This window comes from Veillonella dispar (assembly GCF_900637515.1).
GTDB lineage: Bacteria > Bacillota > Negativicutes > Veillonellales > Veillonellaceae > Veillonella > Veillonella dispar.
On the sequence record NZ_LR134375.1, the window covers coordinates 364,847 to 391,288 of the forward strand.

Below are 26,442 nucleotides of genomic sequence, written 5' to 3' on the forward strand. Positions count from 1 at the left end.
ATGGAAACACCGAATAAGGGGGATAGTCGGTGGGGCTCACTCTTTAAAAATGATTTACAAGGTATGCTCTTACCTATAGTACTCATCACGATTATAGGTAGTGTGAATATCTTCAGTGCCACCTATATTAGCTCTATTTACGAAAATACAGGGCTTTTAGGGTATTTTTCAAAACATATAGGTTTCCTATTTCTTTCAATGGCAATAGGTGTTATCTTATATCGGTATGACTATAGACAACTACAAAAGCCACATATGTTGCAACGCATAATGATTGCAACCCTAATAGGCATGGTGTTAGTTCTTGTGGCGGGCTCTGTCATTAATGGTGCGCGTCGGTGGATTGTTATCGGTCCTGTATCGATACAGCCGTCGGAATTTGCCAAGTTAGCTGCCATAATATGGACATCCGCTAAATTGAGTACCATGAGAAAATGGGGTAAATCAAGATATAATAATCCACTCACAAACTTACAAGGTTATGTGAGTGAGCGCGTAGGTTATATGTTGCCAATGTTAGTTTGGCCTATAATCTTTGCAGTGTTAACGATCTTGCAACCAGATATGGGGACAACTGTGCTAATCTTTGGGTTCTCCTTCATATTAATTTATTTAGCAGGTTTTGATGGTCGATTTTTTGGTGGTGCCTTTGCTGTAGCTGGTGTGATAGGCTTTATTGCAGCTCGTATGTCACCGTATCGTTGGGAACGGATTCAGTCTTGGTTCGACCCTTGGCCTCATGCTCAAGATATGGGCTATCAAACGGTGCAAGGCCTTTTGGCCGTAGGTTCTGGCGGTATTCTTGGGGAAGGCTTTATGCAAGGTACATCTAAGTACTTTTACTTGCCAGAAGCACATACAGACTTTGCATTCGCCGTGTGGGCTCAAGAAATGGGCTTTGTCGGTGCTGTCTTTGTCGTTCTCTTGGTAGCGGCCTTTACATACTTTGGTTTCCGCATTGCTAATAAATCTCGTGATGAATTTGGCAAATGGTTAGCGATGGGGATAACCTTGCTCATCAGTGGACAAGCATTATTTAACATTGCCATGGTTTGCGGTATTATGCCTGTAACAGGTGTACCTTTGCCATTTATTAGTTATGGTGGTTCCTCATTGCTGATGAACTTTATGGCTATAGGCTTGTTAGCTAGCGTTGGTCGTCGCAATGTAGAAGGTGTAAAACAAGTTGGTACTGCTGAGGCTTTGCCATCTTTACGTGAGGAAACGCAAAGCCGATTCAAACCGGCTGCTCCGAAGAGTCCTCAAAAAACGGAAATGCCTGGTCCATTTAGACCCAGAGAGACTAAAAAGCCTACTCGTAGACGACCTAGGTCCGAACGTTGATATTTAACTTATGTAGTATAATGTGAATATATTTAGTGTGGATTTATATAGCATCTCTTAAGAGGTTCTGTATAAATGCAACGTACTTGTATTGTGTGTGAGGAGAAAAAATGAAGGATTATATTGATATCCAAGAACGCCCGTCCTGGGGGCGAATGTTGCCACTTAGTTTCCAGCATTTATTTGCTATGTTTGGTTCTACTGTATTGGTACCATATTTGTTAAAAGTAGATCCGGCAACAGCTTTATTCATGAATGGTATCGGTACATTACTGTATTTATTCGTTTGTAAAGGCAAAATCCCTGCATACCTCGGTTCTAGCTTTGCTTTCATTGCTCCTGTAGCAGGCGTATTATCTGCAGGTCTCGGTTATGAGGCTGCAAAGGGGGCCTTCGTTGTATTTGGTTTATCCTTTGTAATTTTATCTATTCTCGTTCGTTATATTGGTACTCGTTGGATCGATAAGTTATTCCCTCCAGCAGCGATGGGGGCTATCGTAGCTATTATCGGTTTGGAATTAGCGCCAGTAGCGATGAGTATGTCTGGCCTTATTGGTAATCAAGATTTAGGCATGAGCCACAGCCAAGCTATTTTTATCTCTATGTTTTCCTTAGTTGTTACCTTGCTTGGTACTGTTGTGTTCCGTGGCTTCTTAGCTGTAATCCCTGTTTTGATTGGCGTTGTTTCCGGCTATATCTTGTCTGCCTTCATGGGCGTTGTTGATTTCTCTGGTGTAGAGGCTGCTCCTTGGTTCTCTTTACCACAGTTCTATGGCATGCCTGTATTTGATATTAATGCCATTATTATGATTATGCCAGCACTCTTTGTAGTATTTGCTGAGCACGTAGGTCACTTAGTTGTAACGAGCAACATTGTATCAAAAGACTTGATGAAAGAACCAGGTTTACAACGTTCCTTGCTCGGTGATGGCCTTGCGAACATCCTTTCTGGTTTCTTTGGTGCTACACCAAATACGACATACGGTGAAAATATCGGTGTCCTCGCTATTACTCGTTGCTTTAGTGTATGGGTAATTGGTGGTGCTGCGGTTCTTGCGATGATTATCTCCTTTGTAGGTAAAGTAGCTGCTCTTATCCATGCTATTCCAGTACCAGTTATGGGTGGTGTATCCATTCTCTTGTTCGGTATCATTGCAGCATCCGGTTTGCGCATGCTTGTAGAACGCAAGGTAGATTATACAAACCCTGTTAATATGATCTTAACATCTGTTATCCTTGTTGTAGGTCTTAGCGGTGCAGAACTTGCTGTAGGTCCTGTTGTATTGAAAGGTATGGGCCTTGCGACTGTAGTAGGTATGGCAATGAGTATCATCTTATTGATTCTTCAAAAAACAGGCGTTGGTAATGACCAATTGAAAAAACAGAAGTATAATTACAGTCAAACCTATTGATGAAATAGCAACTTACGATGATGACTGACAATAGTAAAGCTTTAAACTAATATACTTTATAAATAACGACTACTGAATCAGGTATAACCTGTGAAAGTAGTCGTTTTTATTATCTTATAAATATCATCGTTTAATACTTGTGAACCGAATAGGTTTAGGATGTAAGAATATTTGATATGAAATAGATTTATATGATAAGGGTTATCTTTATAATTTATTCTTTATATTGTATAATGAAGATATAAGTTGTATAAAATTAATTGAAGAGAGGAGGGCCTATGGAGTTTTTAGTATGGATGGCTATAGGGATTGCCCTAATGGCTGTAGAACTCGTTGTTCCAGGTGGTATTTTGGGACTCATCGGTTATTGTACATTCCTTTGGGGTGTGTATGTAGCCCTTGGAGAAGGTACGGTGGCGCTATATGCCGTACTAGGATTAACAGCCTTGTTAATTGTCCTTATCATCGTGTTCTTTAATCACTTTGAAAAGACTTGGATAGGCAAATTGTTTACCTTAGGGCAACGATCTACGACAAAAGCTGGTTATGTATCTAATGATGTATTAGATGACTTAGTCGGTAAAGAAGGCGTAGCTCATACTACACTACGCCCTGCAGGTATTGCTAAAATTGATGGTAATTTGGTGGATGTTGTGACCGAAGGGGACTTCATCGATGCCGGTTCACCTATTGTGGTGCTTCGTGTTGTGGGCGGCCGCAATATAGTTAGAAAGCGCGATTAAGCTTTCACCACATCGTCGTATATAATGGAGGTTATTATGGATGTAGGTATTTTAATCTTGATTCCCATTCTACTGATTGGGATTATGGTGTTCTTGTATGTTGTGCCATTAGGCCTTTGGGTATCTGCTCTTGCAGCAGGCGTTAATGTTGGAATCTTTACACTTGTAGGCATGCGCTTGCGTCGTGTAAATCCATCCCAAATCGTAATGCCTTTGATTAAAGCTAATAAAGCAGGTCTAGATGTTAATGTAAATCAGCTTGAAGCGCATTACCTTGCAGGTGGTGACGTTGACCGCGTTGTAGATGCTTTGATCGCCGCTGAACGTGCATCTATTCCTTTGACATTCGAACGTTCTGCAGCTATCGACCTTGCAGGTCGTGATGTATTGGAAGCGGTTCAAATGTCCGTTAATCCTAAGGTTATTGAAACACCAATTATCTCTGCAGTAGCAAAAAATGGTATCGAACTCAAGGTTCGTGCTCGTGTAACTGTACGTGCTAATATTGACCGCCTCGTTGGTGGTGCTGGTGAAGCTACGATTATCGCCCGCGTTGGTGAAGGTATCGTAACAACTGTAGGTTCCTCTGAAGAGCATACAGACGTATTAGAAAATCCAGATCACATCTCTCGTACTGTATTGGGTAAAGGCCTTGATGCGGGTACTGCATTTGAAATCTTGTCCATTGATATTGCGGACGTAGACGTAGGACGTAACATCGGTGCTCAATTGCAAACTGACCAAGCGGAAGCGGATAAGAAAATCGCGCAAGCTCGCGCCGAAGAACGTCGTGCTATGGCTGTTGCGACAGAACAAGAAATGCGTGCTAAAACACAAGACATGCAAGCTAAGGTTGTGGAAGCACAAGCTGAAGTACCTAAAGCATTGGCAGAAGCTTTCAGAAATGGTAATCTTGGCGTTATGGATTACTACAATATGAATAATATTATTGCAGACACTAAAATGCGTGAAAATTTAGCAGATAGTGAATAGGAGTAGCTATGGACTCTATTTTGTCTTCTGTGCTATCCATCTTTTCGCATAACCCTATATTTGTGCTAGGTATCATCGCGTATATTGCTTTTTCCATTATAAAAAGCAAGAATACAGAAGAGTCTGATGAGTATGACAATAATGAAAGCTCAGGCCAGACTTGGGAGGATATGGAACGTGAATATGGTATCTCTATAGAGAAAAAGCCTGTAGAACCTTCGCCTGAGGACTTGTTGTATGATGATGATTTCTATCGAGAAATATTTAAAAATAGACCGATTGAAAATCAGCACCCTGAGGCTCCCTTAAGACCGAAGGGGGGAAGACTGTTTCAATATGATGATTCGGAGACATCTGAAAAACATGTTGAAGAGCATCCAAGTAATGATAAAGCTCAAACAGTTTTAGCTTCCGAGCATCATTACGATGAAGCGTCTACAACTCAACAAGGTACTCATGTTTCATCCAAGAAAACTTCAAGTAAATCAACTGGCTTTAGTACGAGTACAACTCGTTTAAGTAGAGAGTCTGTTACAGGGCCAACCTTAAGTGAACGATTGGCCGAATTCAAGCGAGATAAGGCTTCTAAAGAAGGAAAGGTACTCCTTGATACGAATATGGTAACGACTTCGCCAATCACTTCGACCAGTGTTTATACATCAAGTCATAAACGTATATCAAATCATGCTCTAAAAGAAGGCATGAAATGGTCTATTATCTTGAGTAAGCCTAAGGCTCTTGAACGCAGATATCGTTAAGTTGGGGTAGCCAATACGTTTATTAGTCATTAGAAAATATGGCTATCAAAATATTGGTCATAACGTCTACTGGATTATTGGTGATTCATGATCATCGTTATTTGCGGATAGATGTTGTATAGCAATTATAACGGCACATATCCTATGTGGTGCATATAATTACATATGGAAAGAGGTTCCTATTGGTCACCTATGTGACTATTAGGAACCTCTTTTTTATTGTCTTTTTTTGATGGAACTTTCACAATAATAGGGAAAGGAGTTCGTCTACAAGGAAAGGTGATAGTATGTATCGTAATGTGCGCGTTATACCTAAACAGTTACTGGAACAATTATATGTAGAGAAACAGTGGAGTGTTCGCGAGGTGGCAGAGTATTTTCAGTGTAGTGTAGATACTATTATGCGGCGTATGAAGGCATATGATATTGAGCGAAGACCGTTGAAGAAGGATATAAATATGGTTCATGTACAAGCTCTATATGAGTCAGGTAAGTGGTCATTACATTCTTTAGCGAAGCGTTATGATGTATCGATTACGACGATGGCAAGTCGGATGAAAGAATATGGACTAGCTTGTCAGCGTTCGACCAAGAATGTAGCTATCGATCCGGTGCGTATTTGTAGGGCCTATAAAAGTGGAAATACGTCAGACTCAATTGCGCGTATGTATGGCATATCCCGATGGAAAGTACATCATGTATTGCGTCATATGGGAATGTGTACAACGCTTAAAGTAAAACCATCTCGAAAGGTGGACGAGATGGCTTACTTGTATATTCATCATCATATGAGTACGGATGATATAGGTTTAGCTTACGGTATACGAGGGTCAACAGTGGCCATGTATTTACGGGAGCAAGGTATAGAAATTCGTTCAAATATATTAGAATTAGACGAAAATAGGATAAAAAACTTACGTGCTCAAGGGTATGGTGTTGCCAAAATTGCACAGATGATGGGCTGCTCTGCTTCTGCCGTAAGAAAACGACTAGCCATGAAAAAATATATCTCTCCTTGATGTAGTGCGGTAGATACTATATACTTAAATTTATACAATGATGGGAGGAATATTATGCTTGAAATTATATCTGCTTTAATACCGTTTTTCTTACTTGGCATAGCGGCCGCTGGTTTATCCCGTGTATCTGGGGTGGCACTGTCGATGATCATAGTACCAACACTATTGATTTGGGGAGCTAACGCGATTGATGTTATCGCCTTTATGCTGCTATTTGTGGTGTACAACAACTTTACAATGGAGACACAAGACGTTCGATTAGATTATAAAGACCTTGTATTATTCCCTAAATGGCGCTTATGTATTCCATTTATTTTGAGTTTAGTTGCTGCGTTCTTTGTACCAGCTGCAGGGATTGCCATCTTTATGGCCTGCTTTGTCCTAGAATTGTTAGCTACTGTATACAAACGCATTCCAGAAAATAAACGACCTCGCTTGCATCGCGTTATTGTTACATCCGTTTTAAGTGCTGTTGTAACTGCTGTAGGTGCTTATGCGGGCCCTAAAATTCCTAGTGAATACTATTTCATCTGTGCTGGTTTAGCCATCTTAATTATTACGGGCTTTGCTTGGTACGTAGGCAACCATCGAGATGCCTTTAGAGGTGCATGGGAAACAATTTGGGCTGACTTCAATTTGTTCTTGGGTATGTTTGGTGTAGAAGCCTCTTATTATCCAGCAGCGCTTACACGTTCCATTCCAAATCCAATGGACCGCATGTTACCAATGATTACCGTAGTAGGTGGATACGCTGGTCTTATGGTGGTATTTGGTGTTTACAATATCTTCTCCATACCATCCTTGATTACCGCTATTGGTGCTGCTATTGGTATTCGTCTCTTTGGTATGTATGAGTTTTCACGTCATGGCAGCTTCTCCTACTTAGCGATTGGCTTTGCTGTAGCTGCTGTTGTATGCTTGTATCTCGTATCTCCTACACCAGTAGGCTTTGATCATATTAATACATTAGTATCTCAACCAATCGGTCAATAAAGACTATATATGATTAGTGATATAATTCATATATTATGCTGAAAGTTGAGTTCATACTAGATTGTGAAAGGGGTTGATGCTCTGTGGCAGAAACAATTGAAACGAGACCATTTCCACCGTTCTTACCAAAGAATACGACGGTGATGATGATGGGGACATTCCCACCAACTTCCGAAAAGCGATCTATGGAATTTCATTATCCTAACTTTCAAAATGACATGTGGCGCGTGTATGGCTTAGTATTCTTTGACGATAAGGAACACTTTAGAAAAGGGGAGGAAAAAGCCTTTGATGCGGATAAGATTAAAGCGTTCTTATCTGAAGTGGGGATTGCTTCTTGTCCTACTGTATTAAAAGCTATACGCGAAAAGGGGAATGCATCAGATGCATTTCTTAAGGTTGTTGAACCTGTACCGTTGGCAGAGGTATTGGACCAAATTCCAGACTGTAAACACATTGGTACCACAGGTGGTAAGGCCACAGAAATTTTGTTGAGCCTTTTACCAGAAAAGGTTAAATTACCTAAAACAGGGGAGACAATTCCTTTTGTGTTTAATGGTCGCGAATTGACGTTAACAAGATTACCATCTACATCTCGTGCGTATCCGTTGAGCCTTGCTAAAAAAGCTGAAGCTTATAAAAACTTCTTTAAGGCGTGTGGATTAAAAACGAAATAATATAGGTAGATATGTAGAGCATATAGATGTATCAGCTATATAGAAAAGTCATTAACTAAATAGTTATAAATAACACCTTTGATGTTATATCGTATCTTTGGGGATACAATATAAATGATCAAAGGTGTTTTTATTATCAAAAATTAATGTGAATTATTAGAATAGAGATGCCTATATTATAATTGATTATACACATCTTGTTATAAATAAAAGTAATGAGGTGTATAACATTTTAATTCTTGATTTCTATAGTGAGAGGTTTATAATTAATCGTTGTCGCAAATGGTTGACAATAGTTTAAGAAAATGGAGTTGATATTATGGATAAGGCTAAAGAGGCCTTATGGACAAGATCCTTTGTCCTTGATACTTTGATTAATTTCTTAGTATTTTTGATTTATTACTTATTAATCGTTATTATTGCAGTAGTGGCAAAGGATAATCTTCATGCTACAGCAAGTCAAGCTGGCTTGGCCGTTGGTATTTATATTATTGGTACCGTTGTTGCTCGGTTGTTGGCGGGACGGTTCATTAGTATCTTGGGCTGTCGTAAGATGTTGTACCTTGGTTTGTTAATTTATTTGGTTTCAACAGCCATGTACTTCTATACACCTAATCTATTGATGCTCGATAGTGTTCGTTTCTTAAATGGTTTTGCATACGGTATTACCTCGACTGCTACAAGTACAATCGTAGCGGCTATTATTCCAATGTCACGCCGTGGTGAAGGGATTAACTACTATGGCTTGTCTACATCTCTTGCTGCTGCAGTAGGCCCATTCTTGGGGATTTTAATGCTACATAGCCTTGGTTATGACTTTATCATCGCATTCTGTGTTGCTCTTATCATCCTTTGTGGTATTGGTTCTGTTCTTATGAAGTTTGAGGAACCTAAGCTCGATATTGAATCTGAAGAACGTAAGGGCATTAGAATTTCCGATTATATTGAACCACGTATGAACTCTATTAGTCTTGTTTCTGTACTAGTAGGTTTTGCATACTCTGGTGTTATCGGCTTTATGGCAGCCTATACAAAAGATTTAAATCTTATCTTAGCAGGCACATTCTTCTTCGTTGTGTATGCTGTAGTTATTACTATAACAAGACCATTACTTGGTATTGTGTTTGATATGAAAGGGGAAAACTTTGTTCTTTACCCTTGCTTCATATCCTTAGCCCTTGGTATTTTCTTATTATCCATCGCTCACTCTACATGGCTTATTCTCTTATCCGCTGTGTTTGTTGGCCTTGGTTACGGTACATTCATGTCAAACGGTCAAGCCGTAACTGTTAAAATTGTGCCGGTTCACCGTATTGGTGTTGCCACATCCACATACTTTATTGCCTTAGATATGGGGTTAGGTTTTGGTCCATACATCTTAGGTGCTATTAAAGAGGTAGTAGGCTATACAAGCATGTTCCACGTTACTGTTGTAGTAGCACTTCTTGCCTTCGTTGCGTACTATTTCTTATATGGTCGTTATGTAGGTACTGAAAAAGATCTTTCTTTGAAAGCTCGTGCTGAAGAAGAACAAATTAGAAATCGTAAACGCAATGGTAAACTTGCGTAGGATATAATCTACTAGTGCTGATGAATAGAATTAATCTAGTTCATAGATTTTATAACTTCATAGATTTCCATAACTAAATCAGGACCACCCGTAAAACGGGTGGTTTGCTCACGGGCTATAAGCCCGTAGTACTAGGCCAGCGTCTAAAGGCGCTGGCTTTCACTACGTTCAAGCCGCATAGCCATTGACTCGTAACGGTCCCCTTAAAGGGGATATGTATTACTTGCTACCCTTAAAAGGGTCCTCATATTCTTTTACACTAAGTTTATCTTTCATTTGGTCATGTAATTCTTGCTCACGTATATATTTTTTTACGGTAGCTTCATTTAATCCTACCGTACTTACATAATATCCCTCGGACCAAAAGTGTCTATTTCCAAATTTATACTTTAAGTTTGCGTGTTTATCGAACATCATTAGCGCACTTTTACCCTTTAGATATCCCATAAAAGATGAAACTGATATTTTAGGTGGAATTAACACTAGCATATGCACATGATCTGCCATAAGCTCCCCCTCTATAATCTTGACGCCCTTATATTCACATAAACGTCTCAGTATTTCACGTAAACTATTTCTATATTGATTATATATAACTTTACGTCTATACTTAGGTGTAAATACTATGTGGTATTTGCATAACCATTTTGTGTGCGCAAGGCTCTGTGTCTTTGTTGCCATATAAAATCACCTTTCTTTTGTATATAATGCGGCTTGAACACCTACATTATACTTAAGCAAGGTGATTTTTTTGTATAACTTTCGTTGCCGCACCCGCATAGCGGGTGGTTTTATGATTCGCGACTACGTCGCGAACCAGTCTAAAGACAATAATAAAAGGACTATACGAAAGATTTCGTATAGTCCTTTTGTATTATTTATGTATTTAGTATTCCATGTTCTAGAATACTAGTTTGATACTTAAATACCGTTCAAATAATCTCTAGTAGTATAGGTATGAGTAGTTATATCATAAGATATTATTTCTCAATATTTACGATATTTACAATAACTTCTACGGCTTTCTTCATGTCATCAATACATGCAAATTCATGGCGGCCATGTAGGTTTTCTACGCCTGTAAAGATATTAGGAGTAGGGATGCCCATGAAGGAGATTTTAGAACCGTCTGTACCACCGCGGATAGGATCACAAATAGGAGTGATACCCGCTTTTTCCATAGCAGCTTTAGCTACGTTAACGCATTCCATGTTGTCTTTAATGATATCGTACATGTTGTAATATTGATCTTTTACAGATACTTCACATACTTCACGGCCGTAGATTTCATTTAATGTTTGACCAGCTTGTAAGAAGAATGCTTTTTTCGCTTCGAATAATTCTTTGTCATGGTCGCGGATGATGTAGTTCATTTTACCAGTATCTACTTGTGTTTCCATGCTCATAAGCATAAAGAAACCTTGACGACCACATGTGTGTTCAGGAACTGCAGCACCTGGTAATAGAGAATCGAATTGCATTGCTAATTTAGCACAGTTGATCATAATGCCTTTGGCAGTGCCTGTATGAACAGATACACCTTTGAGGGTTACTGTACCGCCTGCAGCATTGAATGTTTCGTATTCAAGTTGACCGAGGCTTTCACCATCGATAGTATAAGCAAAATCAACAGGGAATTCTTTGACATCAAAGTGATCGGCGCCAGTACCGATTTCTTCGTCTGGACCGAAAGCACACATGATTTTACCGTGCTTAATTTCTGGATGAGCTACGAGGTATGCAAGAGCTTCCATAATTTCACAGATACCAGCCTTGTCGTCGCCGCCGAGAAGGGTAAGACCATCTGTGACAACTAAGGATTTACCAATGTAATTCTTTAGATTAGGGAAATCTGCACGACGTGTGAAGATTTGATGTTCTTCGTTAAGGCAAATATCGCTGCCATCGTAATTTTCAACGATACGAGGCTTAACATTTTCTGCGTTGTAGTCTGCTGTATCCATGTGAGCGATGAAGCCGATAGCAGGTGCTTTTTCATCTGTATTAGCATTTAATGTGCCGATGACAAAACCATTTTCACGGTTGTAAATAACTTCATCTAAACCGATTGCTTTTAAATCCGGAACGAGCACATTAGTAGCAAAGTCTACTTGAGTTTGAGTACTAGGAATTGTTGTACTTTCCTCATTAGACCGTGTATTTATGCTTGTATAGCGTACAAAACGTTCGACCATTGATTCCATAATGAGCCTCCTCGTAAGTAAACATACGTGTTATACATACTGGTATACATACTGTATATAATAAAGATTCTTAATATACTTTCATTGTAGAACAGGGGCGGTGAAAATGCAAAATAAATATTTATGGATTGTGTGATATTTTATTCGCATAATGCATAGAAAAGCATTGAACCATATATAGTGCCGTGTTAGTATAAAGGTGAATAGTTATACGTTTGTACATTTTCTGTGAGGAGGTTTTACCATGTCGGACGAAACTCGTTCTATTCCGCCCGTAGAACCCGTATTGGATCCTAAGAATGATTACGTAGAGATTAACTCATATGTAGTATTCTGGGGCCTATTCTATGCGGCAATTTTTACACTGGCTGTAGGTTATTTATGTTTGAAAATTGGTCAAACAGTAGATGCCTTTGCTCCAGTATCTGTACTTGCTATGGGTACAGCAGTTATTTTGAAACGGCAAAATGCTTTTGCCGAAACGGTTCACATTCAGGCTATCGCTAGTTCTAGTACGAACACATTAGCTGGTGCGATGTTCTTCTTGCCAGCTCTATACATTTGGAATGTTACAGATGTATCCTTCGTACAGATGGCGATTCCTATCATCCTTGGTGGCGTACTTGGTGTTCTATTATGCGTTATGTTCCGTCGCTACTTCGTTGAGGAAATGCACTATGTGTATCCGTTCCCAAGTGGTCGTGCTGCTGCTGAAGTACTAATGAGTAATGAAGGTAGCAAAGCGAAACTCATGCTTGGTTCTGGTCTTATCGCTCTTATATATGACTTTATTCTTAACAGCCTTGGCTGGTGGGAAGAGGTTATCCGTACTACTGCATTTAAATGGGGTTCTGCACTAGCAGATTCAACTAAATTAAATGCTGCTGTAGATACAGATGCTGCGTTGCTTGGCCTTGGTTACTTCACAGGCTTACGGTATGCAGCTATTATCGCAGCTGGTTCCTTCTTCTCTTGGTTCGTATGTATTCCAATCGTATACTATTTAGCTCCGGAACATATCATGCAAATCAATGGTCATGCAGTTCCACTTGCAGAAGCTCCAATTCGTAAAGTATTCTTAGACTATGTTCGCCATATTGGTATTGGTATGCTTGCTATGGCAGGTATCATCGGCTTGCTCAATATGTCCAAAGTAGTGGCTAGTGTTGTTAAAAATGCAGTGCTTGATATTTTCAGTTCTAAAACTGTAGATGTTAATTTGCTTCGTACACAACGCGACATACCTACATCTTGGATTGGCGCTGGCATCTTGTTATGTACAGTTCTATTCGCAGCATACTTCCACTTTATGTATGCTGAAAGCTTCGGTCAAACAATCGTAGCATTCTTAATCGTTCTTATCATGTCCTTCCTATTATCTGTAGTAGGTATTAGCTCCATCGCTTATACAGGTACAGAACCAGTATCTGGTATGACAATCTTCATGATTATCATCTCCGCTGTATGCTTAACAGCAGCAGGCATGACTGGTAAAGTAGGTATGATTGCAGTCCTCATGATGGCATCCTTCATTGGTACAACTATCGGTATGGCTGGTAACTTCATGTCTGAACTTAAAGTAGCGCACATGACAGGTGCTACACCTAAGAAAATGGAACAATGGCAAATCGTTGGTACCATTCTTTGTGCCGTACTTTCTGTCGGCGTTATGATCCTCTTAAACGATGCATATGGCTTCGTAGGGGACCATGCATTAAATGCGCCACAAGCGAATGCTATGGCTGCTATCATTGAGCCGATGATGACTGGCGGTAGTGCTCAATGGCCTCTATATATGGCTGGTGCATTATTCGCAATCATCTTGTGGATGGTAAAAGTTCCACCATTGGCATTTGCCCTTGGTACTTACTTGCCAATGGAAATCAACACACCATTACTTATCGGTGGTTTGATTGCATACTTCGTACAAAACAGTACAAAAGATAAAGAATTGGCAGATCTTCGCTTCTCCAAAGGTAGCACAATTGCATCTGGTCTCGTAGCTGGTGGTGCTATTGGATCTTTGTTCAGTGCCGTACTTCGTATTGCAGGTATTGATGTATTTGCTGAAGCTTGGGTTGAAACACCGGAAGCAACATACCTCAGTATCGTAATGTACTTGTTACTCTGTGCATTCTTGTACAAGGTAGCTATGTACGTAAAAGCTAAAAAAGCTTAATATTGAATAGGATATCCTCTAGAATGTGAGTATATAGCTTACTTCAAATATGTTAGGAATTCTCCACTCTGGGGATGACCGCCTTTACTGAGTTTATATTGCTTAGTAAGGGCGGTCTTTTCATTATCTATTTTAGTATTAAGACTATAGGAGTGAATGATTTTTTCGGTATAGCTAAAAGCTATGTTAATATAATACCTATTAATATAGTTGGATTTATTGACCCTAACTATATCGAATGTTATCATAATATTATAATACCTCTAGAGGTATTATTTTTATTATACTCATACTGTAGGTATAGATAGATTTATTCGTATATAGAAAGAAAGCTTTACAGATTATTGTAACGTTAGAGTAAGATTAATTATGAAATTTAAGAAAATAGCAACTCTTTTAGGGGCTTTTACCATCGCTAGTAGTTTATTTATAGCAGGCTGTGGTAATACAGGTACTAGTCAAAAGACATGGCGCGTTGGTACTGATGCAACCTATGCACCATTTGGTTTTAAAGATAAAGACAGTGGAAAATTAGCTGGTTTTGATGTAGATATTATTAATGCCATTGCACAGGAAGAGGGCGTTGAAGCAGATGTTCAAAACTTGAACTTTGATGCACTTTTACCAGCACTACAAAGTAATACCATCGATATTGCTATTTCGGATATGACTATTTCCGAGGATCGTGCTAAGTCTGTAGACTTTAGTAAACCATACTATATTGCAGGTAATGGCCTTGTTGTAAATATCGATAACACTAATATCAATAGTTTTAAGGACTTAGAAGGAAAGCGTATCGGTGTATCCATTGGTTCTACTGGTGCGGAAATTGCTAGTAAGATTCCTAATGCCGATGTGCGCCAATTTAATCTCATCGTAGATGCATTCTTAGAATTACAAAATAGAGGTGTAGATGTAGTTATTAACGATACACCGGTCAACGAATATTATGTTAATAGTAAGGGCAAAGGTATCGCAAAGGTCACTGGAGAGGACTATGATGCGGCACCACTTGGTATTGCTGTGAAGAAAGGCAATACAGAGCTTCTTAATAAAGTTAACGATGGTTTGGCTAAGATTAAAGCCAATGGCAAATATGCAGAGATTTATAAAAAATGGTTTGGTAAAGAGCCACCTGCAGAGGATTTAAAATAGTTTGTAGATAGAACCTAAGCGTATTATTTGTTATAATACGTTTAGTAAACCTCAAATGATATGAGGTAGTATAGAATGGGTGATATGATGGCTAAACGACGTGCATTTTTAGATATAATTAAAGAGAAGGGCGCCCTCGTTTTAGATGGTGGCTTAGGATCAGAGTTAGAGCGTTACGGCTGCAATCTTCAGCATAAATTATGGTCTGCTAAGATTCTTATGGACCAACCGGATATCATCAAAAAAATACATATCTCGTACTTGGCAGCTGGGGCTGATATCATTCAAAGCTCTGGATATCAAGCAACAGTAGCTGGCTTTAAAGGCCTAGGTTATGGTACGGAAGAGGCTATTGAACTTGTAAAATTATCTGTTCGCTTGGCAGTACAAGCTCGCAATGAGTTTGTAGAGGCTAAGGCGAGTGGGGCACTTACATTGCGTGGCATTACACTGGGAGAAGAGACCCCAGATGGGGTTAGATATTTTTCTGAAGGTGCATTGCCTAAACCATTAGTGGCGGCTTCTGTAGGACCATATGGTGCATTTTTGGCGGATGGATCTGAGTACCGTGGATATCCTGATGTGCAGACTGAATATCTCGAAATATTCCATATTCCTCGGTTAGCATTATTCTGTGAAGAAAACCCGGATATATTATCCTTTGAAACTATTCCCTCTTATGATGAAGCCATTGCCATAGCTCGCGCCATGTCTGATCCATATACATCGAGAGGGATTCCAGGATGGATCGCCTTTTCTTGTAAAGATGGACATCATGTTTCTAGTGGTGAAACCATCATTAAATGTGCAGAAATGATCGATAAGGTTAGACCTATAACTGGTATTGGTGTCAACTGTACTAAGCCAGAATACGTAGAGTCCTTGATTAAGGATATTCGTACTGTTACGGATAAACCAATTGCTGTATACCCTAATCTTGGTGAAAGCTATGATAGTGAAACTAAGACATGGTATGGAGACCCTGCATCATTTGTAGATTACGTTGATGTATGGCGTAATGCGGGGGCAGATATCATAGGTGGTTGTTGTAGAACAACACCTGAAATCATTGGTGATATAGCTAAAAAAATTCATAAATAGTGACATAAACTAATGATATAAGCATAAAAGGCTATCGATGTTGATTCGATAGCCTTTTTCTATTAGCTGATGTTTTATTGGTTTTATGTAATAAAAAAGCAGTGCATAAGCACTGCTTTTACTATGGCGGAGAGACAGGGATTTGAACCCTGGGTACGGGATAACCGCACACATGATTTCCAATCATGCTCCTTCAGCCGCTCGGACACCTCTCCATGTATTCTGTTGTGTAACAGGTACTTGTATAGTATATGAAAAAGTTAGATTTATGTCAAGCAAAAAATCGTGAAAATCTTAGACTTTCATAAGACTTTTAAACTCCAAAAATTTAGCTAAGTTTCTACAGTTAGTAGTAATAATTAAATTGTAAAAATGTTACGCCACATATTGTTAAAACGTAAGATATGTATCCTTTGAAGTATAAGAAAAAAGACCGCCTAAACAGGCGGCCTTTAGTTTGTGTATTATAATACTTCTTTGATTTCAGCTGCATCGATGGATGCTTTGATATCGTCTGCCATTTTTTCGATTTTTGGAAGATCTTCTTCTTTCAAAGAGGATTTGATATCAAGTGGTTCGGATACGATTTCAATGTCTTTGAAGTCGTTTTCGAAGTGAGCAACCATTGTTTTCATTGCAGCAGATGCCCAAGAGTGGTTACCTATGATGGATACCTTGTGGTTTTGGAAGTTAAGCGCTTTCAATTCATGAATGAAGTTTTCCATAGTAAGGTATAGGTTCAAATTGTATGTAGGTGCAATTGTTACCAAGTTAGTGTATTTCCAAGCATCAGCGATGATGTAGGAAGCATTAGTTTTGGAAACATCATAAATTTTAATATCTGTCACACCGCGTTTGGACAATTGTTTTGCCAATTGTTGTGCAATAGCACGAGTGTTGCCGTACATGGAACCAAAGGCAATAACTACACCTTTTTGTTCAGCTGTGTAGCTGGACCAGTGTAAGTATTTGTGCAAGATATAATGGATAGATTCAGGTGTACGCCAGATTGGACCATGAAGTGGAGCAATGCGTTTAATATCAAGACCAGAAACTTTGCGAATTGCATTTTGTACTTGAGGACCGTATTTACCAACGATGTTTGTATAGTAACGACGAGCTTCTTCTTCGTATGTAGCAACGTAATCAGTTTGGTCGGCAAAGATATTGCCATTCACTGTACCAAATGTACCGAAAGCATCGGCAGAGAACAATGTACCAGTAGATTTTTCAAATGTACAAGTTACTTCTGGCCAGTGAACCATAGGCATAGTGTAGGAAACAAGAGTATGTTTACCAAGGCAAATTTCGTCGCCTTCTTTTACAGTGTAATATTGGTCTGGTTTTGGAGAATTGTAGAATTGCTCGAACATGCGGAATGTTGTAGCATTACCAACCATTTTACAGTTTGGATAACGTTCCAATGTTTCCAACAATGTTTGGCAATGATCTGGTTCCATATGGTTAACGATGATGTAATCAAGGTCGCGACCATTCAATAGGTAAGTCAAGTTGTCGAAGTATTCTTCGCGAATTTCAGCATCAACAGAGTCTACAACACAAGTTTTTTCATCATCGATGAAATAGCTGTTATAGCTAACACCATTTGGAATAGGGAATAAGTTTTCAAAACGTTCTGTAGTCCAGTCATTACTACCAATCCAGTAGATATTATGGGTCATTTTCTGAGCACAATGCATAATAAAATCCTTTCTTAACTCACATTTGTTATGTATAGGTTTACACGAATTCTCATGTTCGTAAATATATCATCAACTTATAATACTAATATTTTCGAAAAAAATCAATATTGAAAAGCCTACCCAAAGGAGTAGGCTTTCACAGGAAAGAATAATCATTAATTATTTAAAGTATTTTACACCAGATGTAAAGATTGGCATTTCTAATAAACCAGGAATATTTTTACTGATACCAGCATCGCAGCGTTCGGAGTGAGCCATCTTACCGAATACGCGACCATCTGGACTATAAATGCCTTCGATAGCAGCTACAGATTGATTTGGATTGAAGTGGCTATCCATGGAGGCAATACCATCAAAGTCTACATATTGCGTAGCAATTTGACCAGTTTTGTTGAATTCCAATACTTGTTGAGGGGAAGCGATGAAGCGACCTTCGCCGTGAGAAATTGGCACAGTGTAGATTTCACCTGCTTTAGCATCACTCATCCAAGGAGATTTAGTAGAAATAACTTTAGTGTTAACCATACGAGACAAGTGACGACCGATTGTGTTGTATGTCAATGTAGGATGATCGGCGGTTAACGTTTCGATATGACCACCTGGCAACAAGCCTAACTTGATAAGGGCTTGGAAGCCATTACAAATACCAAGTACAAGGCCATCTTGTTTGTACAAGAGGTTTTCTAAACCTTCTGCAAGGTATGGATTGCGGAAGAGGGTAGCCATGAATTTGCCAGAACCATCTGGTTCATCACCAGCACTGAAGCCACCAGGGAACATAAGAATTTGGGATTCAGCTAATTTTGTTTTAATTACATCGATAGATTCTTTTAATTGTTCTGGTGTTTGATTGCGAATGACTACGATATCTGTTTCTGCCCCAGCACGCTCAAAGGCACGAGCGGAATCAAATTCGCAGTTTGTACCAGGGAATACAGGGATGAGTACTTTAGGTTTTGCCCCTAAGGATGTGCTGCGAGGTTTAGCATGTTGGTCGTGGATGTACGCTACCGCTTCACCAACACCATTTGGCGCATGCATAGGGAAAATATCGTTTAATGGAGCTTCATAAGCTGCTTGAATTTCCTTAAGAGATACGGATTGGTCGGCCCATTCAATAACAGGATTTGCTTGTGTTACACCGATTACTTTAAGACCTGGTAATTCTAAGAGATAGTTAACAGCTTTAATATCTACTTCTACAATAAATGCACCAAGAGCTGGTTGGAAGATAGCTCGTTCAGCATATTTATCGAATTTAACGCCAATGTTGTTGCCGAGAGCCATTTTGGTAACTGCTTCAGGGATGCCACCTTGGTCAACTACATAAGCAGAGTAAACGCGACCTTTTTCAATTTGTTCTTGTAAAACTTCACAGTTTTCCTTGAAACGATCCCAATCTGGAGTGTCATCGTATGTACGAGGTACATCGAAGAATACAAGGCGATGATCTACGCCTTTAAGGTCTTGGCTTACAATGTTATCTACATGGGCTGTACCAACTGCAAAGGATACGAGGGTAGGAGGAACTGTAAGATCCATAAAGGTACCGCTCATAGAATCTTTACCGCCAATAGCGCCGATTTCAAGTTCTTTTTGAGCTTTATAGGCACCGAGAAGGGCTGCTACAGGTTTGCCCCAAGATTCTTTAGAATTGAGGCGTTCAAAGTATTCTTGTAATGTTAAGTATGCATCTTCACGATGACCGCCAAGAGCTACTAATTTAGCTACAGATAAAAGTACTGCATATTGTGCGCCATGGTATGGACTCCAAGCAGATAATTCTGGTACGAAGCCATGTGTCATGATGCTCGCAGTTGTAGTTTCACCATTTAATACAGGTAATTTTGCGACCATACCTTGGGTAGGCGTCTTTTGGAACTTGCCACCGAATGGCATGAGCACTGTATTAGCACCAACAGTGCTATCGAAGCGTTCTGCTAAACCTTGTTGGGAAGCGGCATTTAAATCGGATACTGCGGCAAGCCATTTTTCTTTGAAGTTATCTGCGCTTGAAGAACCGCGTAAGAAGTAAGAACGATCTGCTGGAGCTGTTACGATAGCCTCTTGTTGTTGGCTAGCACCATTTGTATTTAAGAAATCGCGGCTGATATCTACGATTGTTTCGCCGTTCCAGTTCATGATAAGGCGATTTGTATCAGTTACATCAGCTACAACGGTGCACTCTAAGTTTTCTTCGTCACAATAGGATTTGAATGTTTCTACATCAGCTGCGGCGATGACGCAAGCCATACGTTCTTGAGATTCAGAGATGGCTAGCTCTGTACCATCAAGGCCAGCGTATTTTTTAGGAACTAAATCAAGATTGATTGTTACACCATCTGTTAATTCACCAATTGCAACGGATACACCGCCTGCACCAAAGTCATTACAACGTTTAATAAGCGTTGTTACTTCACCGCGACGGAAGAGTCGTTGAATTTTACGTTCTGTAAGGGCATTGCCTTTTTGAACCTCTGCGCCACATGTGGAAAGGGACTCTACGGTATGTTCTTTAGAGGAACCAGTAGCGCCACCACAGCCATCGCGGCCAGTTTTGCCACCGAGCAATACTACTACATCGCCTGCGACTGGTACTTCACGGCGTACTTGATTGCGAGGTGCAGCGCCGATAACAGCACCGATTTCCATGCGTTTAGCTACATAGCCAGGATGGTAATATTCTTTTACTTCACCTGTAGCAAGGCCGATTTGGTTGCCGTAAGAGGAGTAGCCACGAGCAGCTTCTTGGGTAATTTTCTTTTGTGGTAATTTGCCTTCTAATGTATCTTCAAGGCTAGTATGAGGGTCGCCAGCGCCTGTAACGCGCATAGCTTGGTATACATAAGCACGACCGCTCAATGGATCGCGGATACAGCCACCTAAGCAAGTTGCAGCACCACCAAATGGTTCGATTTCAGTAGGGTGGTTATGAGTTTCGTTTTTGAATAATAACAACCATTCTTCGGTTTTGCCGTTTACATCAACAGGAACGATGATTGTACATGCATTGATTTCATCGGATTCATCAAGATTTGTTAAACCACCTGTATGACGCAACTCTTTGACTGCAAGTGTTGCCATGTCCATGAGGGAGCGAGCCTTTTTCTTTGTTGTATATAGCTCAGCGCGGCCCTCCATGTATTCTTCAAGAGCTTCTTTTACAGAGCCCGTAAAACGACTATCCTCGATAGTAATATCCGTTAATTCTGTCATGAATGTAGTGTGACGGCAGTGGTCGGACCAATAGGTATCGAAGAGGCGAATTTCTGTAATGGTAGGATTGCGGTGCTCTACCTCTGCATATTGTTGCTTAATTAATTTGAGGTCTGCCAATGTCATAGCGAGACCATAGCTATCGATGAGAGTTTCTAAATCAGCATCGCTCATGTCTGTAAAACCGTCGATTGTTGCCACTGGTTTAGGATCTTCTAATTCAAGGGCCAATGTAGTTGGTAATTCAAGACTCGCTTCGCGGGAATCTACTGGGTTAATGTAGTACGCTTTGATAGCCTCTTCTTGTTCTTTTGTGAAAGTACCTTCAATAGCATATACACGAGCACATCGAACGATGTGGCCAGATGTAAGGGTGAGCATGGAAATACATTGCTCAGCACTGTCAGCACGTTGATCGTATTGACCTGGCACATATTCAACAGCGAAAACGAAACCTTGTACAGCTGGGATTTCTTCTAATACTGTATCTACAGGAGGCTCGGAGAAGATAAGGTTTTTTGCAGCCTCTAAATCTTTTGCATCTACATGTTCGATATCATAACGCTCGTAGATGGTTACCCCTGTAGCAGGCATAGATAATTCCTGTTGTAAGGTTTGTAACATGCGTTGTGCTTCTTGGTTGAAAGATTCTCGTTTTGTTACGAATAATCGTTGTATAGCCATTGTAGCCTCCTGTAATGTATATAATTCCCTGTGGGATATTGACAAATTAAGTATAGTCGGTCTAGACTTATAAGTAAAGATAATCTTACTTATGAAAAGATTAGAAATACTAATAAATATGAAGGGTTCATGAAGGTCATAAGACCTAACTTTCATGAAGATTTCTACATATTCATTATATATTGAGAGTCCATGCTTATAATATAGTAAATGATATGTATATTTAAAAGTAAGACACTACTATTAGTATATAACAGAGGTGAATAAAATGGCAGTATCTGCAGATTTATATAGAACCTTTTTAGGGGTAGGCTTATATTTATCCTTTTCCCGTGCAGCCAAAGAGTTAGGCGTTTCTCAATCCGCCATCAGCCAAAGCATTAAGCAATTAGAAGGTGAACTTAATATGCCTCTTTTTGTGCGCACTACAAAATCTGTAGGGTTCACGCCAGAAGGCAAAGAATTATTTGATACAGTAGCTAAGGCTTTTTCTATTCTTGATAATGGTGTAACTCAATTGCAAGAACGTGTTAGCCAAGCTTATGAAAGTTTAAATCTGGCTGCTACAGATACATTATGTCGCCATTTCTTATTGCCTTACTTCCATAAATGGCAATTGCAAGAAAGCGAAATCGGACTACATATCATTAATCGACCATCACCTGATTGTGTAGAATTAGTACTCAACAAAGAAGCGCAGTTAGCCGTCGTTAACGATTATGAAGGCTTGCGCGATAATCCTCAACTAGAGGTAACTACATTGGCTACAATTCAAGATGTATTTGTTGGTGGTCCTGATTATAAAGGGGCAGGCTTCTTTGATCAAGGTCGTCTTCTTAATGAGCCTATTTTGCTCTTGCATAAAGGTTCTGCGAGCCGTACATTCTTTGATGAAGTAACTCATGGCGCATGCCGTAAACCGCGCTTTGAATTGGGTAGCGTCGATGTGCTGCTTGATCTTGTAGAAATTAACATGGGGATTTCTATGTTGCCTAACCATGTAGTGCAACAAAAGATGCAAGAAGGTACAGTGGTACGTATCGATACAGATATTCCAGTGCCAACACGTGATATTGTACTTGTCCGTTCTCGTTTGGTACCTCAATCTGAAGGGGCTGCGCGCTTTACATCCTTGCTCGTTAATCGTGAAAGCACACGCGATAAGGTTTTATAATAATGAGACACACTTTATGAGAATTTTCAGAAAGTGTGTCTTTTTATATTTTAGAGTACTGTTATCTGTGCTATATTATATTGTTATAAACCTACTGAATTTTATAATTTAGTGTGGAAAGTTTTGAAGTCTTAAAGAGAGCTGTTTTTCTAGCTGTATTGTTAAGTCTTTTACTTGATATAGGTTGACCCTAAGGGGTTATTTACGTTAAAATTTAAAGATAGTTATGCTGCGGAGGTAAGAGCACATGGAATTATTAAAACAACGCATTCGTGAAGAGGGGATTGTCCTCAATAATCGCGTGCTAAAAGTCGATGGTTTCTTGAATCATCAAATCGATCCACAATTGTTTAAAGCAATCGGTAAAGAAATCGCCGATCGTTACCGTGATGCAGGTGTACAACGTATTGTTACTATTGAAGCATCTGGCATTGCATTGGCATTGATGGCTGCTCTTGAACTTGATGTGCCATTAGTATTTGCGCGTAAGAAAAAATCTATTCTTATGGTAGATGATGTATATCATAGTGTTGTGTACTCTTATACAAAAGAGGAAAACTACGATATTACTATTTCTAAAAAATTCTTGCCAGCCGGTGAAAAAGTGTTGATCATCGATGACTTCTTGGCATCTGGTGAGGCTGCTATGGGCCTTGCTAAATTGGTGGAAGACGCTGGTGATGAAGTGGTTGGTATGGCGATCGCTATCGAAAAATCCTTCCAACCTGGTCGTGAACGCCTTGAAAATGCAGGGTATCGTGTTGAGTCTTTAGTTCGTATTAAAGAATTTAAAGACAATGGTTGTGTATTTATCGAAGACTAATAGTCTGATTATTTGTAGAGGGAATTATGAATCAAAAAGCAGAAAAATTTGACTTACTCGTTGCTGACTTAAATAAAGGCGGTAACTCTTGGTTTACAAAGGAAGAAATGACAGATGACCTTCATACAGTCGTTTACCACGGCCGTTTGGATGTTCATGAGCATAGCTTGCCTGTATTCATCGTTGTGGATGATTCTGCATTCTCCTATGCACGTATTGCTATCACAACAACATCTATTGATGAAAAAGTGATTCCTGCTGTGTTGAAAGAACTTAATACATTGAATCAAGATTATAAAGTATCTAAATACTATGTGAGCAATGAAGACAATAACATCTATATGGATGTGTCTGTTCCTGGTTTGACTGAGCAATTTGATCCTACAGTAGTAGTTAATTTATTGCTTGAAGTCGTTCAACCACATTTAGATGCTGTACATAAAGGCATTCTTAAAGTAGCTGGTTTAGCTAAATAGAGGTTGTTATGAATCCTAAAGCATTATTATTTGATAAGTTTTTAAAAGACGAAGAAATCACATCCTTTGAACGTAAGGATTTTGAGGATGAAGACGGTACTGTTGTATACCGTTCTTACATTAAATCCCCGTTGTGGGATATGCCGTTATTTGTCATTCTTGATAACAGTATTTACAGTGTAATTCGTTTGGTGTTAGGCCCTGAAAAGGTAACCGCACAAAATATGAATGCCTTGAATGCGTTGATCAACCGCGACAATGCGACATACAAAAACTATAAGCTATATATTGATGAACAAGATTCCAGTCTATATTTAGACTGTGTATACATGTGTGGTGACGATGCGTTTGAACCAGCATTAATGTATGCATTGATGTCTTCTATCGTAGACTATGTCCCTGAAGCTGTAGGCGAGTTGAAAGCTGCTTTTGAAAGTAGCACACACTAATTAATAACAAATACAGATTAAAGAGCGTAATGTTCGGAAATTAATTAAAAGAGGGTATCCTATCTATAAAGGTGGGATACCCTCTTTTTATTTTTTGTAAAATATACATTAATACCTCTAAAGACCTAACTTTAATAGAATGTTTGATTTTGTAAAAAAGAGTATATATTTCTAATCATATATTTTGAATAACGTCGATATAATTAAATTTAATTCTTTCTAAAAGTTCGGAATATAACGAATAATAAAAATAATTAATTAAAAAATATTCGAAAATAATGTTGATTTTGTAAATGTTAGGTGTTACAATTTGTGTACAAGAAGGAGGTAGCACCGTGAACTATGCAAATCAACAAACTCAACGCAAGTCTACGGAGGCTATTTGTGCGCATTTTTCCCAGTCTATTTCGGCTGGGCTTTTTTATTAGGAGGATCTATGAAGGTCGGTATTATTATGGGCAGCAAGTCTGACCTAGACACAATGAAAAAGGCATCTGCCGTACTTGATGAATTCAACATTCCTTATGAAATGGTAATTGCTTCAGCTCACCGTACACCTGAAGCTGTAAAAGAATTTGTTACAAGACTTGAAGATGAAGGAGCTATCGCATTTATCGCTGGTGCTGGTGCAGCAGCTCATCTACCTGGCGTAGTAGCTAGCTTTACTACATTACCTGTTATCGGTATTCCTCTTAATGCAACGGCCTTAAAAGGTATCGATTCCTTACTTGCTATTGTTCAAATGCCATCTGGTATGCCCGTAGCGACAATGGCTGTTGACGGCGCTAAAAATGCAGCACTCTTTGCCGTACAAATTGGAGCAGCTTTCAACAAAGAATTGAAAGAACAATATGTACAGTATCGTAAAGATATGGCCGAAAAAGTCCTAGCAGATAATGCAGAGCTACAAGGCGCTATTAAACTATAATCATATAATTTGTTACAGATTACATTGCTAGTAAAGTAAGCGTAATTCTTTTATTACATATCCATATATAGTTTGTATCATTCATTTATGATAAAGGAGACACATCATGGCTAACATCGACTTGGAAAAATTAACATTATTGTACGAAGGTAAAGCAAAACAAGTATATCAAACAGATAACAAAGATGAGTATATCGTTCATTATAAAGATGATGCTACTGCATTCAATGGCGAAAAACATGATACTATCCTTGGCAAAGGTGTATTGAATAATAAGATTTCTTCTTTCTTCTTTGAATTGTTGAAAAAGGAAGGCGTACCAACTCATTTTGTTCGTCGCGAAGATGATCGCAATCAAACAGTACTTACTTTGGATATCATTCCTTTAGAAGTTATTGTTCGTAACATTGCTGCTGGCTCCATGGCTAAACGCTTTGGTATTGAAGAAGGTACTCCTCTTAAACATCCAATCCTTGAATTCTGCTACAAAAATGATGAATTAGGCGATCCATTTGCCAACGAATCCCAAATCACAGCACTTGGTTGGGCTACGCAAGAACAACTTGATGTAATTTCTACAATCACTTTAAAAGTAAATGATATTTTGAAAAAATTCTTGGCTACAAAAAATGTAACCCTTGTAGACTTTAAATTAGAATTTGGTACACACAATGGTGAAGTATTATTAGGTGATGAAATCTCTCCTGATACATGCCGTTTCTGGGATGCTACAACAGGTGAAAAGCTCGACAAAGACCGCTTCCGTCGAGATCTTGGCAATATTGAAGAAGCGTACAAGGAAATGTTATTCCGTCTTACTGGCGAACGCGCCTAAGGGGGC

The 26,442-nt window shown here is 39.2% G+C and carries 22 protein-coding genes and 1 tRNA gene; 18 read left to right on the forward strand and 5 right to left on the reverse strand.

The features are described from left to right. The 9 genes from EL171_RS01600 (at position 1) to EL171_RS01640 (ending at position 9,509) form a co-directional block, all read left to right on the forward strand. Positions 1–1,344: an FtsW/RodA/SpoVE family cell cycle protein gene (locus EL171_RS01600; protein WP_005387816.1), complete on the forward strand. Its 1,344-nt coding sequence runs from the start codon at positions 1–3 to the stop codon at positions 1,342–1,344. Positions 1,345–1,454: 110 nt separating this feature from the next. After that, positions 1,455–2,756, forward strand: a complete 1,302-nt coding sequence (uraA, locus tag EL171_RS01605; protein WP_005387818.1) for a uracil permease — start codon at positions 1,455–1,457, stop codon at positions 2,754–2,756. A 278-nt stretch (positions 2,757–3,034) separates the two neighbouring features. Next, positions 3,035–3,499, forward strand: a complete 465-nt coding sequence (locus EL171_RS01610) for an NfeD family protein (protein ID WP_005387820.1) — start codon at positions 3,035–3,037, stop codon at positions 3,497–3,499. 36 nt (positions 3,500–3,535) lie between these two features. Further along, entirely contained in the window at positions 3,536–4,492 is a 957-nt protein-coding gene (floA, locus tag EL171_RS01615; protein ID WP_059361546.1) for a flotillin-like protein FloA, read from the forward strand. Positions 4,493–4,500: 8 nt separating this feature from the next. Continuing rightward, entirely contained in the window at positions 4,501–5,250 is a 750-nt protein-coding gene (locus EL171_RS01620; protein WP_039969594.1) for a hypothetical protein, read from the forward strand. A gap of 287 nt (positions 5,251–5,537) precedes the next feature. Further along, positions 5,538–6,269 carry a COG3415 family protein gene (locus EL171_RS01625; protein WP_005387826.1) on the forward strand — a complete coding sequence of 244 codons (732 nt, stop codon included), beginning with the start codon at positions 5,538–5,540 and terminating at the stop codon, positions 6,267–6,269. A gap of 54 nt (positions 6,270–6,323) precedes the next feature. Further along, the gene (locus EL171_RS01630) at positions 6,324–7,262 is read left to right on the forward strand and encodes a hypothetical protein (protein ID WP_005387828.1); all 939 of its coding nucleotides are present in this window, start codon (positions 6,324–6,326) and stop codon (positions 7,260–7,262) included. 83 nt (positions 7,263–7,345) lie between these two features. Continuing rightward, positions 7,346–7,939 (forward strand): hypothetical protein, encoded by a 594-nt coding sequence (locus EL171_RS01635; RefSeq protein WP_005387830.1) that lies wholly within the window; start codon positions 7,346–7,348, stop codon positions 7,937–7,939. A 319-nt stretch (positions 7,940–8,258) separates the two neighbouring features. Beyond that, positions 8,259–9,509, forward strand: a complete 1,251-nt coding sequence (locus EL171_RS01640) for an MFS transporter (RefSeq protein WP_005387831.1) — start codon at positions 8,259–8,261, stop codon at positions 9,507–9,509. Positions 9,510–9,728: 219 nt separating this feature from the next. On the opposite strand, the gene tnpA is transcribed toward EL171_RS01640, so the two are convergent. Next, positions 9,729–10,190, reverse strand: a complete 462-nt coding sequence (tnpA, locus tag EL171_RS01645; protein ID WP_005380067.1) for an IS200/IS605 family transposase — start codon at positions 10,188–10,190, stop codon at positions 9,729–9,731. A gap of 299 nt (positions 10,191–10,489) precedes the next feature. After that, the gene (gene pepT / locus EL171_RS01650; protein WP_005387835.1) at positions 10,490–11,713 is read right to left on the reverse strand and encodes a peptidase T; all 1,224 of its coding nucleotides are present in this window, start codon (positions 11,711–11,713) and stop codon (positions 10,490–10,492) included. A 244-nt stretch (positions 11,714–11,957) separates the two neighbouring features. Here pepT and EL171_RS01655 point away from each other — a divergent pair, with 244 nt between their 5' ends. The 3 genes from EL171_RS01655 to mmuM all read left to right on the forward strand — a co-directional run bounded on the left by EL171_RS01655 (position 11,958) and on the right by mmuM (position 16,148). Then, on the forward strand, positions 11,958–13,892 hold the full coding sequence (locus tag EL171_RS01655) for an OPT family oligopeptide transporter (protein WP_005387837.1): 1,935 nt from the start codon (positions 11,958–11,960) through the stop codon (positions 13,890–13,892). Between the two features lie 369 nt (positions 13,893–14,261). Further along, positions 14,262–15,047 (forward strand): basic amino acid ABC transporter substrate-binding protein, encoded by a 786-nt coding sequence (locus tag EL171_RS01660; protein ID WP_005387840.1) that lies wholly within the window; start codon positions 14,262–14,264, stop codon positions 15,045–15,047. Between the two features lie 75 nt (positions 15,048–15,122). Next, positions 15,123–16,148: a homocysteine S-methyltransferase gene (gene mmuM, locus EL171_RS01665; protein ID WP_005387843.1), complete on the forward strand. Its 1,026-nt coding sequence runs from the start codon at positions 15,123–15,125 to the stop codon at positions 16,146–16,148. A 124-nt stretch (positions 16,149–16,272) separates the two neighbouring features. Here the strand turns inward: mmuM and EL171_RS01670 are convergent. From EL171_RS01670 to EL171_RS01680, 3 genes are all read right to left on the reverse strand, one after another. Continuing rightward, positions 16,273–16,363: transfer RNA gene (locus EL171_RS01670), tRNA-Ser, on the reverse strand. A 249-nt stretch (positions 16,364–16,612) separates the two neighbouring features. Next, the gene (locus EL171_RS01675; RefSeq protein ID WP_005387845.1) at positions 16,613–17,848 is read right to left on the reverse strand and encodes an FprA family A-type flavoprotein; all 1,236 of its coding nucleotides are present in this window, start codon (positions 17,846–17,848) and stop codon (positions 16,613–16,615) included. A gap of 162 nt (positions 17,849–18,010) precedes the next feature. Next, a complete protein-coding gene (locus EL171_RS01680; RefSeq protein WP_039969597.1) occupies positions 18,011–21,751 on the reverse strand; it encodes a phosphoribosylformylglycinamidine synthase in 3,741 nt (1,246 codons plus the stop codon). A 268-nt stretch (positions 21,752–22,019) separates the two neighbouring features. Here EL171_RS01680 and EL171_RS01685 point away from each other — a divergent pair, with 268 nt between their 5' ends. The 6 genes from EL171_RS01685 (at position 22,020) to purC (ending at position 26,436) form a co-directional block, all read left to right on the forward strand. After that, positions 22,020–22,925: a LysR family transcriptional regulator gene (locus EL171_RS01685; protein WP_005387848.1), complete on the forward strand. Its 906-nt coding sequence runs from the start codon at positions 22,020–22,022 to the stop codon at positions 22,923–22,925. Positions 22,926–23,172: 247 nt separating this feature from the next. Beyond that, positions 23,173–23,748, forward strand: coding sequence for a xanthine phosphoribosyltransferase (locus EL171_RS01690; protein WP_005387850.1), 576 nt, complete (start codon positions 23,173–23,175; stop codon positions 23,746–23,748). Positions 23,749–23,774: 26 nt separating this feature from the next. Beyond that, positions 23,775–24,224: a hypothetical protein gene (locus tag EL171_RS01695; RefSeq protein ID WP_005387851.1), complete on the forward strand. Its 450-nt coding sequence runs from the start codon at positions 23,775–23,777 to the stop codon at positions 24,222–24,224. An 8-nt stretch (positions 24,225–24,232) separates the two neighbouring features. Further along, a complete protein-coding gene (locus EL171_RS01700; RefSeq protein ID WP_005387853.1) occupies positions 24,233–24,673 on the forward strand; it encodes a hypothetical protein in 441 nt (146 codons plus the stop codon). 436 nt (positions 24,674–25,109) lie between these two features. Continuing rightward, entirely contained in the window at positions 25,110–25,601 is a 492-nt protein-coding gene (purE, locus tag EL171_RS01705) for a 5-(carboxyamino)imidazole ribonucleotide mutase (protein ID WP_005387862.1), read from the forward strand. A 106-nt stretch (positions 25,602–25,707) separates the two neighbouring features. Beyond that, a complete protein-coding gene (purC, locus tag EL171_RS01710) occupies positions 25,708–26,436 on the forward strand; it encodes a phosphoribosylaminoimidazolesuccinocarboxamide synthase (protein ID WP_005387863.1) in 729 nt (242 codons plus the stop codon). The last annotated feature ends 6 nt before the right edge of the window (positions 26,437–26,442 follow it).

What these genes read in the sequence shown, in the direction of transcription:
- EL171_RS01600 (WP_005387816.1), top strand. Translation starts at nt 1, where the DNA reads ATGGAAACACCGAATAAGGGGGATAGTCGGTGGGGCTCACTCTTTAAA.
- uraA (WP_005387818.1), top strand. Translation starts at nt 1,455, where the DNA reads ATGAAGGATTATATTGATATCCAAGAACGCCCGTCCTGGGGGCGAATG.
- EL171_RS01610 (WP_005387820.1), top strand. Translation starts at nt 3,035, where the DNA reads ATGGAGTTTTTAGTATGGATGGCTATAGGGATTGCCCTAATGGCTGTA.
- floA (WP_059361546.1), top strand. Translation starts at nt 3,536, where the DNA reads ATGGATGTAGGTATTTTAATCTTGATTCCCATTCTACTGATTGGGATT.
- EL171_RS01620 (WP_039969594.1), top strand. Translation starts at nt 4,501, where the DNA reads ATGGACTCTATTTTGTCTTCTGTGCTATCCATCTTTTCGCATAACCCT.
- EL171_RS01625 (WP_005387826.1), top strand. Translation starts at nt 5,538, where the DNA reads ATGTATCGTAATGTGCGCGTTATACCTAAACAGTTACTGGAACAATTA.
- EL171_RS01630 (WP_005387828.1), top strand. Translation starts at nt 6,324, where the DNA reads ATGCTTGAAATTATATCTGCTTTAATACCGTTTTTCTTACTTGGCATA.
- EL171_RS01640 (WP_005387831.1), top strand. Translation starts at nt 8,259, where the DNA reads ATGGATAAGGCTAAAGAGGCCTTATGGACAAGATCCTTTGTCCTTGAT.
- tnpA (WP_005380067.1), bottom strand. Translation starts at nt 10,190, where the DNA reads ATGGCAACAAAGACACAGAGCCTTGCGCACACAAAATGGTTATGCAAA.
- pepT (WP_005387835.1), bottom strand. Translation starts at nt 11,713, where the DNA reads ATGGAATCAATGGTCGAACGTTTTGTACGCTATACAAGCATAAATACA.
- EL171_RS01655 (WP_005387837.1), top strand. Translation starts at nt 11,958, where the DNA reads ATGTCGGACGAAACTCGTTCTATTCCGCCCGTAGAACCCGTATTGGAT.
- EL171_RS01660 (WP_005387840.1), top strand. Translation starts at nt 14,262, where the DNA reads ATGAAATTTAAGAAAATAGCAACTCTTTTAGGGGCTTTTACCATCGCT.
- mmuM (WP_005387843.1), top strand. Translation starts at nt 15,123, where the DNA reads ATGGGTGATATGATGGCTAAACGACGTGCATTTTTAGATATAATTAAA.
- EL171_RS01675 (WP_005387845.1), bottom strand. Translation starts at nt 17,848, where the DNA reads ATGCATTGTGCTCAGAAAATGACCCATAATATCTACTGGATTGGTAGT.
- EL171_RS01680 (WP_039969597.1), bottom strand. Translation starts at nt 21,751, where the DNA reads ATGGCTATACAACGATTATTCGTAACAAAACGAGAATCTTTCAACCAA.
- EL171_RS01685 (WP_005387848.1), top strand. Translation starts at nt 22,020, where the DNA reads ATGGCAGTATCTGCAGATTTATATAGAACCTTTTTAGGGGTAGGCTTA.
- EL171_RS01690 (WP_005387850.1), top strand. Translation starts at nt 23,173, where the DNA reads ATGGAATTATTAAAACAACGCATTCGTGAAGAGGGGATTGTCCTCAAT.
- EL171_RS01695 (WP_005387851.1), top strand. Translation starts at nt 23,775, where the DNA reads ATGAATCAAAAAGCAGAAAAATTTGACTTACTCGTTGCTGACTTAAAT.
- EL171_RS01700 (WP_005387853.1), top strand. Translation starts at nt 24,233, where the DNA reads ATGAATCCTAAAGCATTATTATTTGATAAGTTTTTAAAAGACGAAGAA.
- purE (WP_005387862.1), top strand. Translation starts at nt 25,110, where the DNA reads ATGAAGGTCGGTATTATTATGGGCAGCAAGTCTGACCTAGACACAATG.
- purC (WP_005387863.1), top strand. Translation starts at nt 25,708, where the DNA reads ATGGCTAACATCGACTTGGAAAAATTAACATTATTGTACGAAGGTAAA.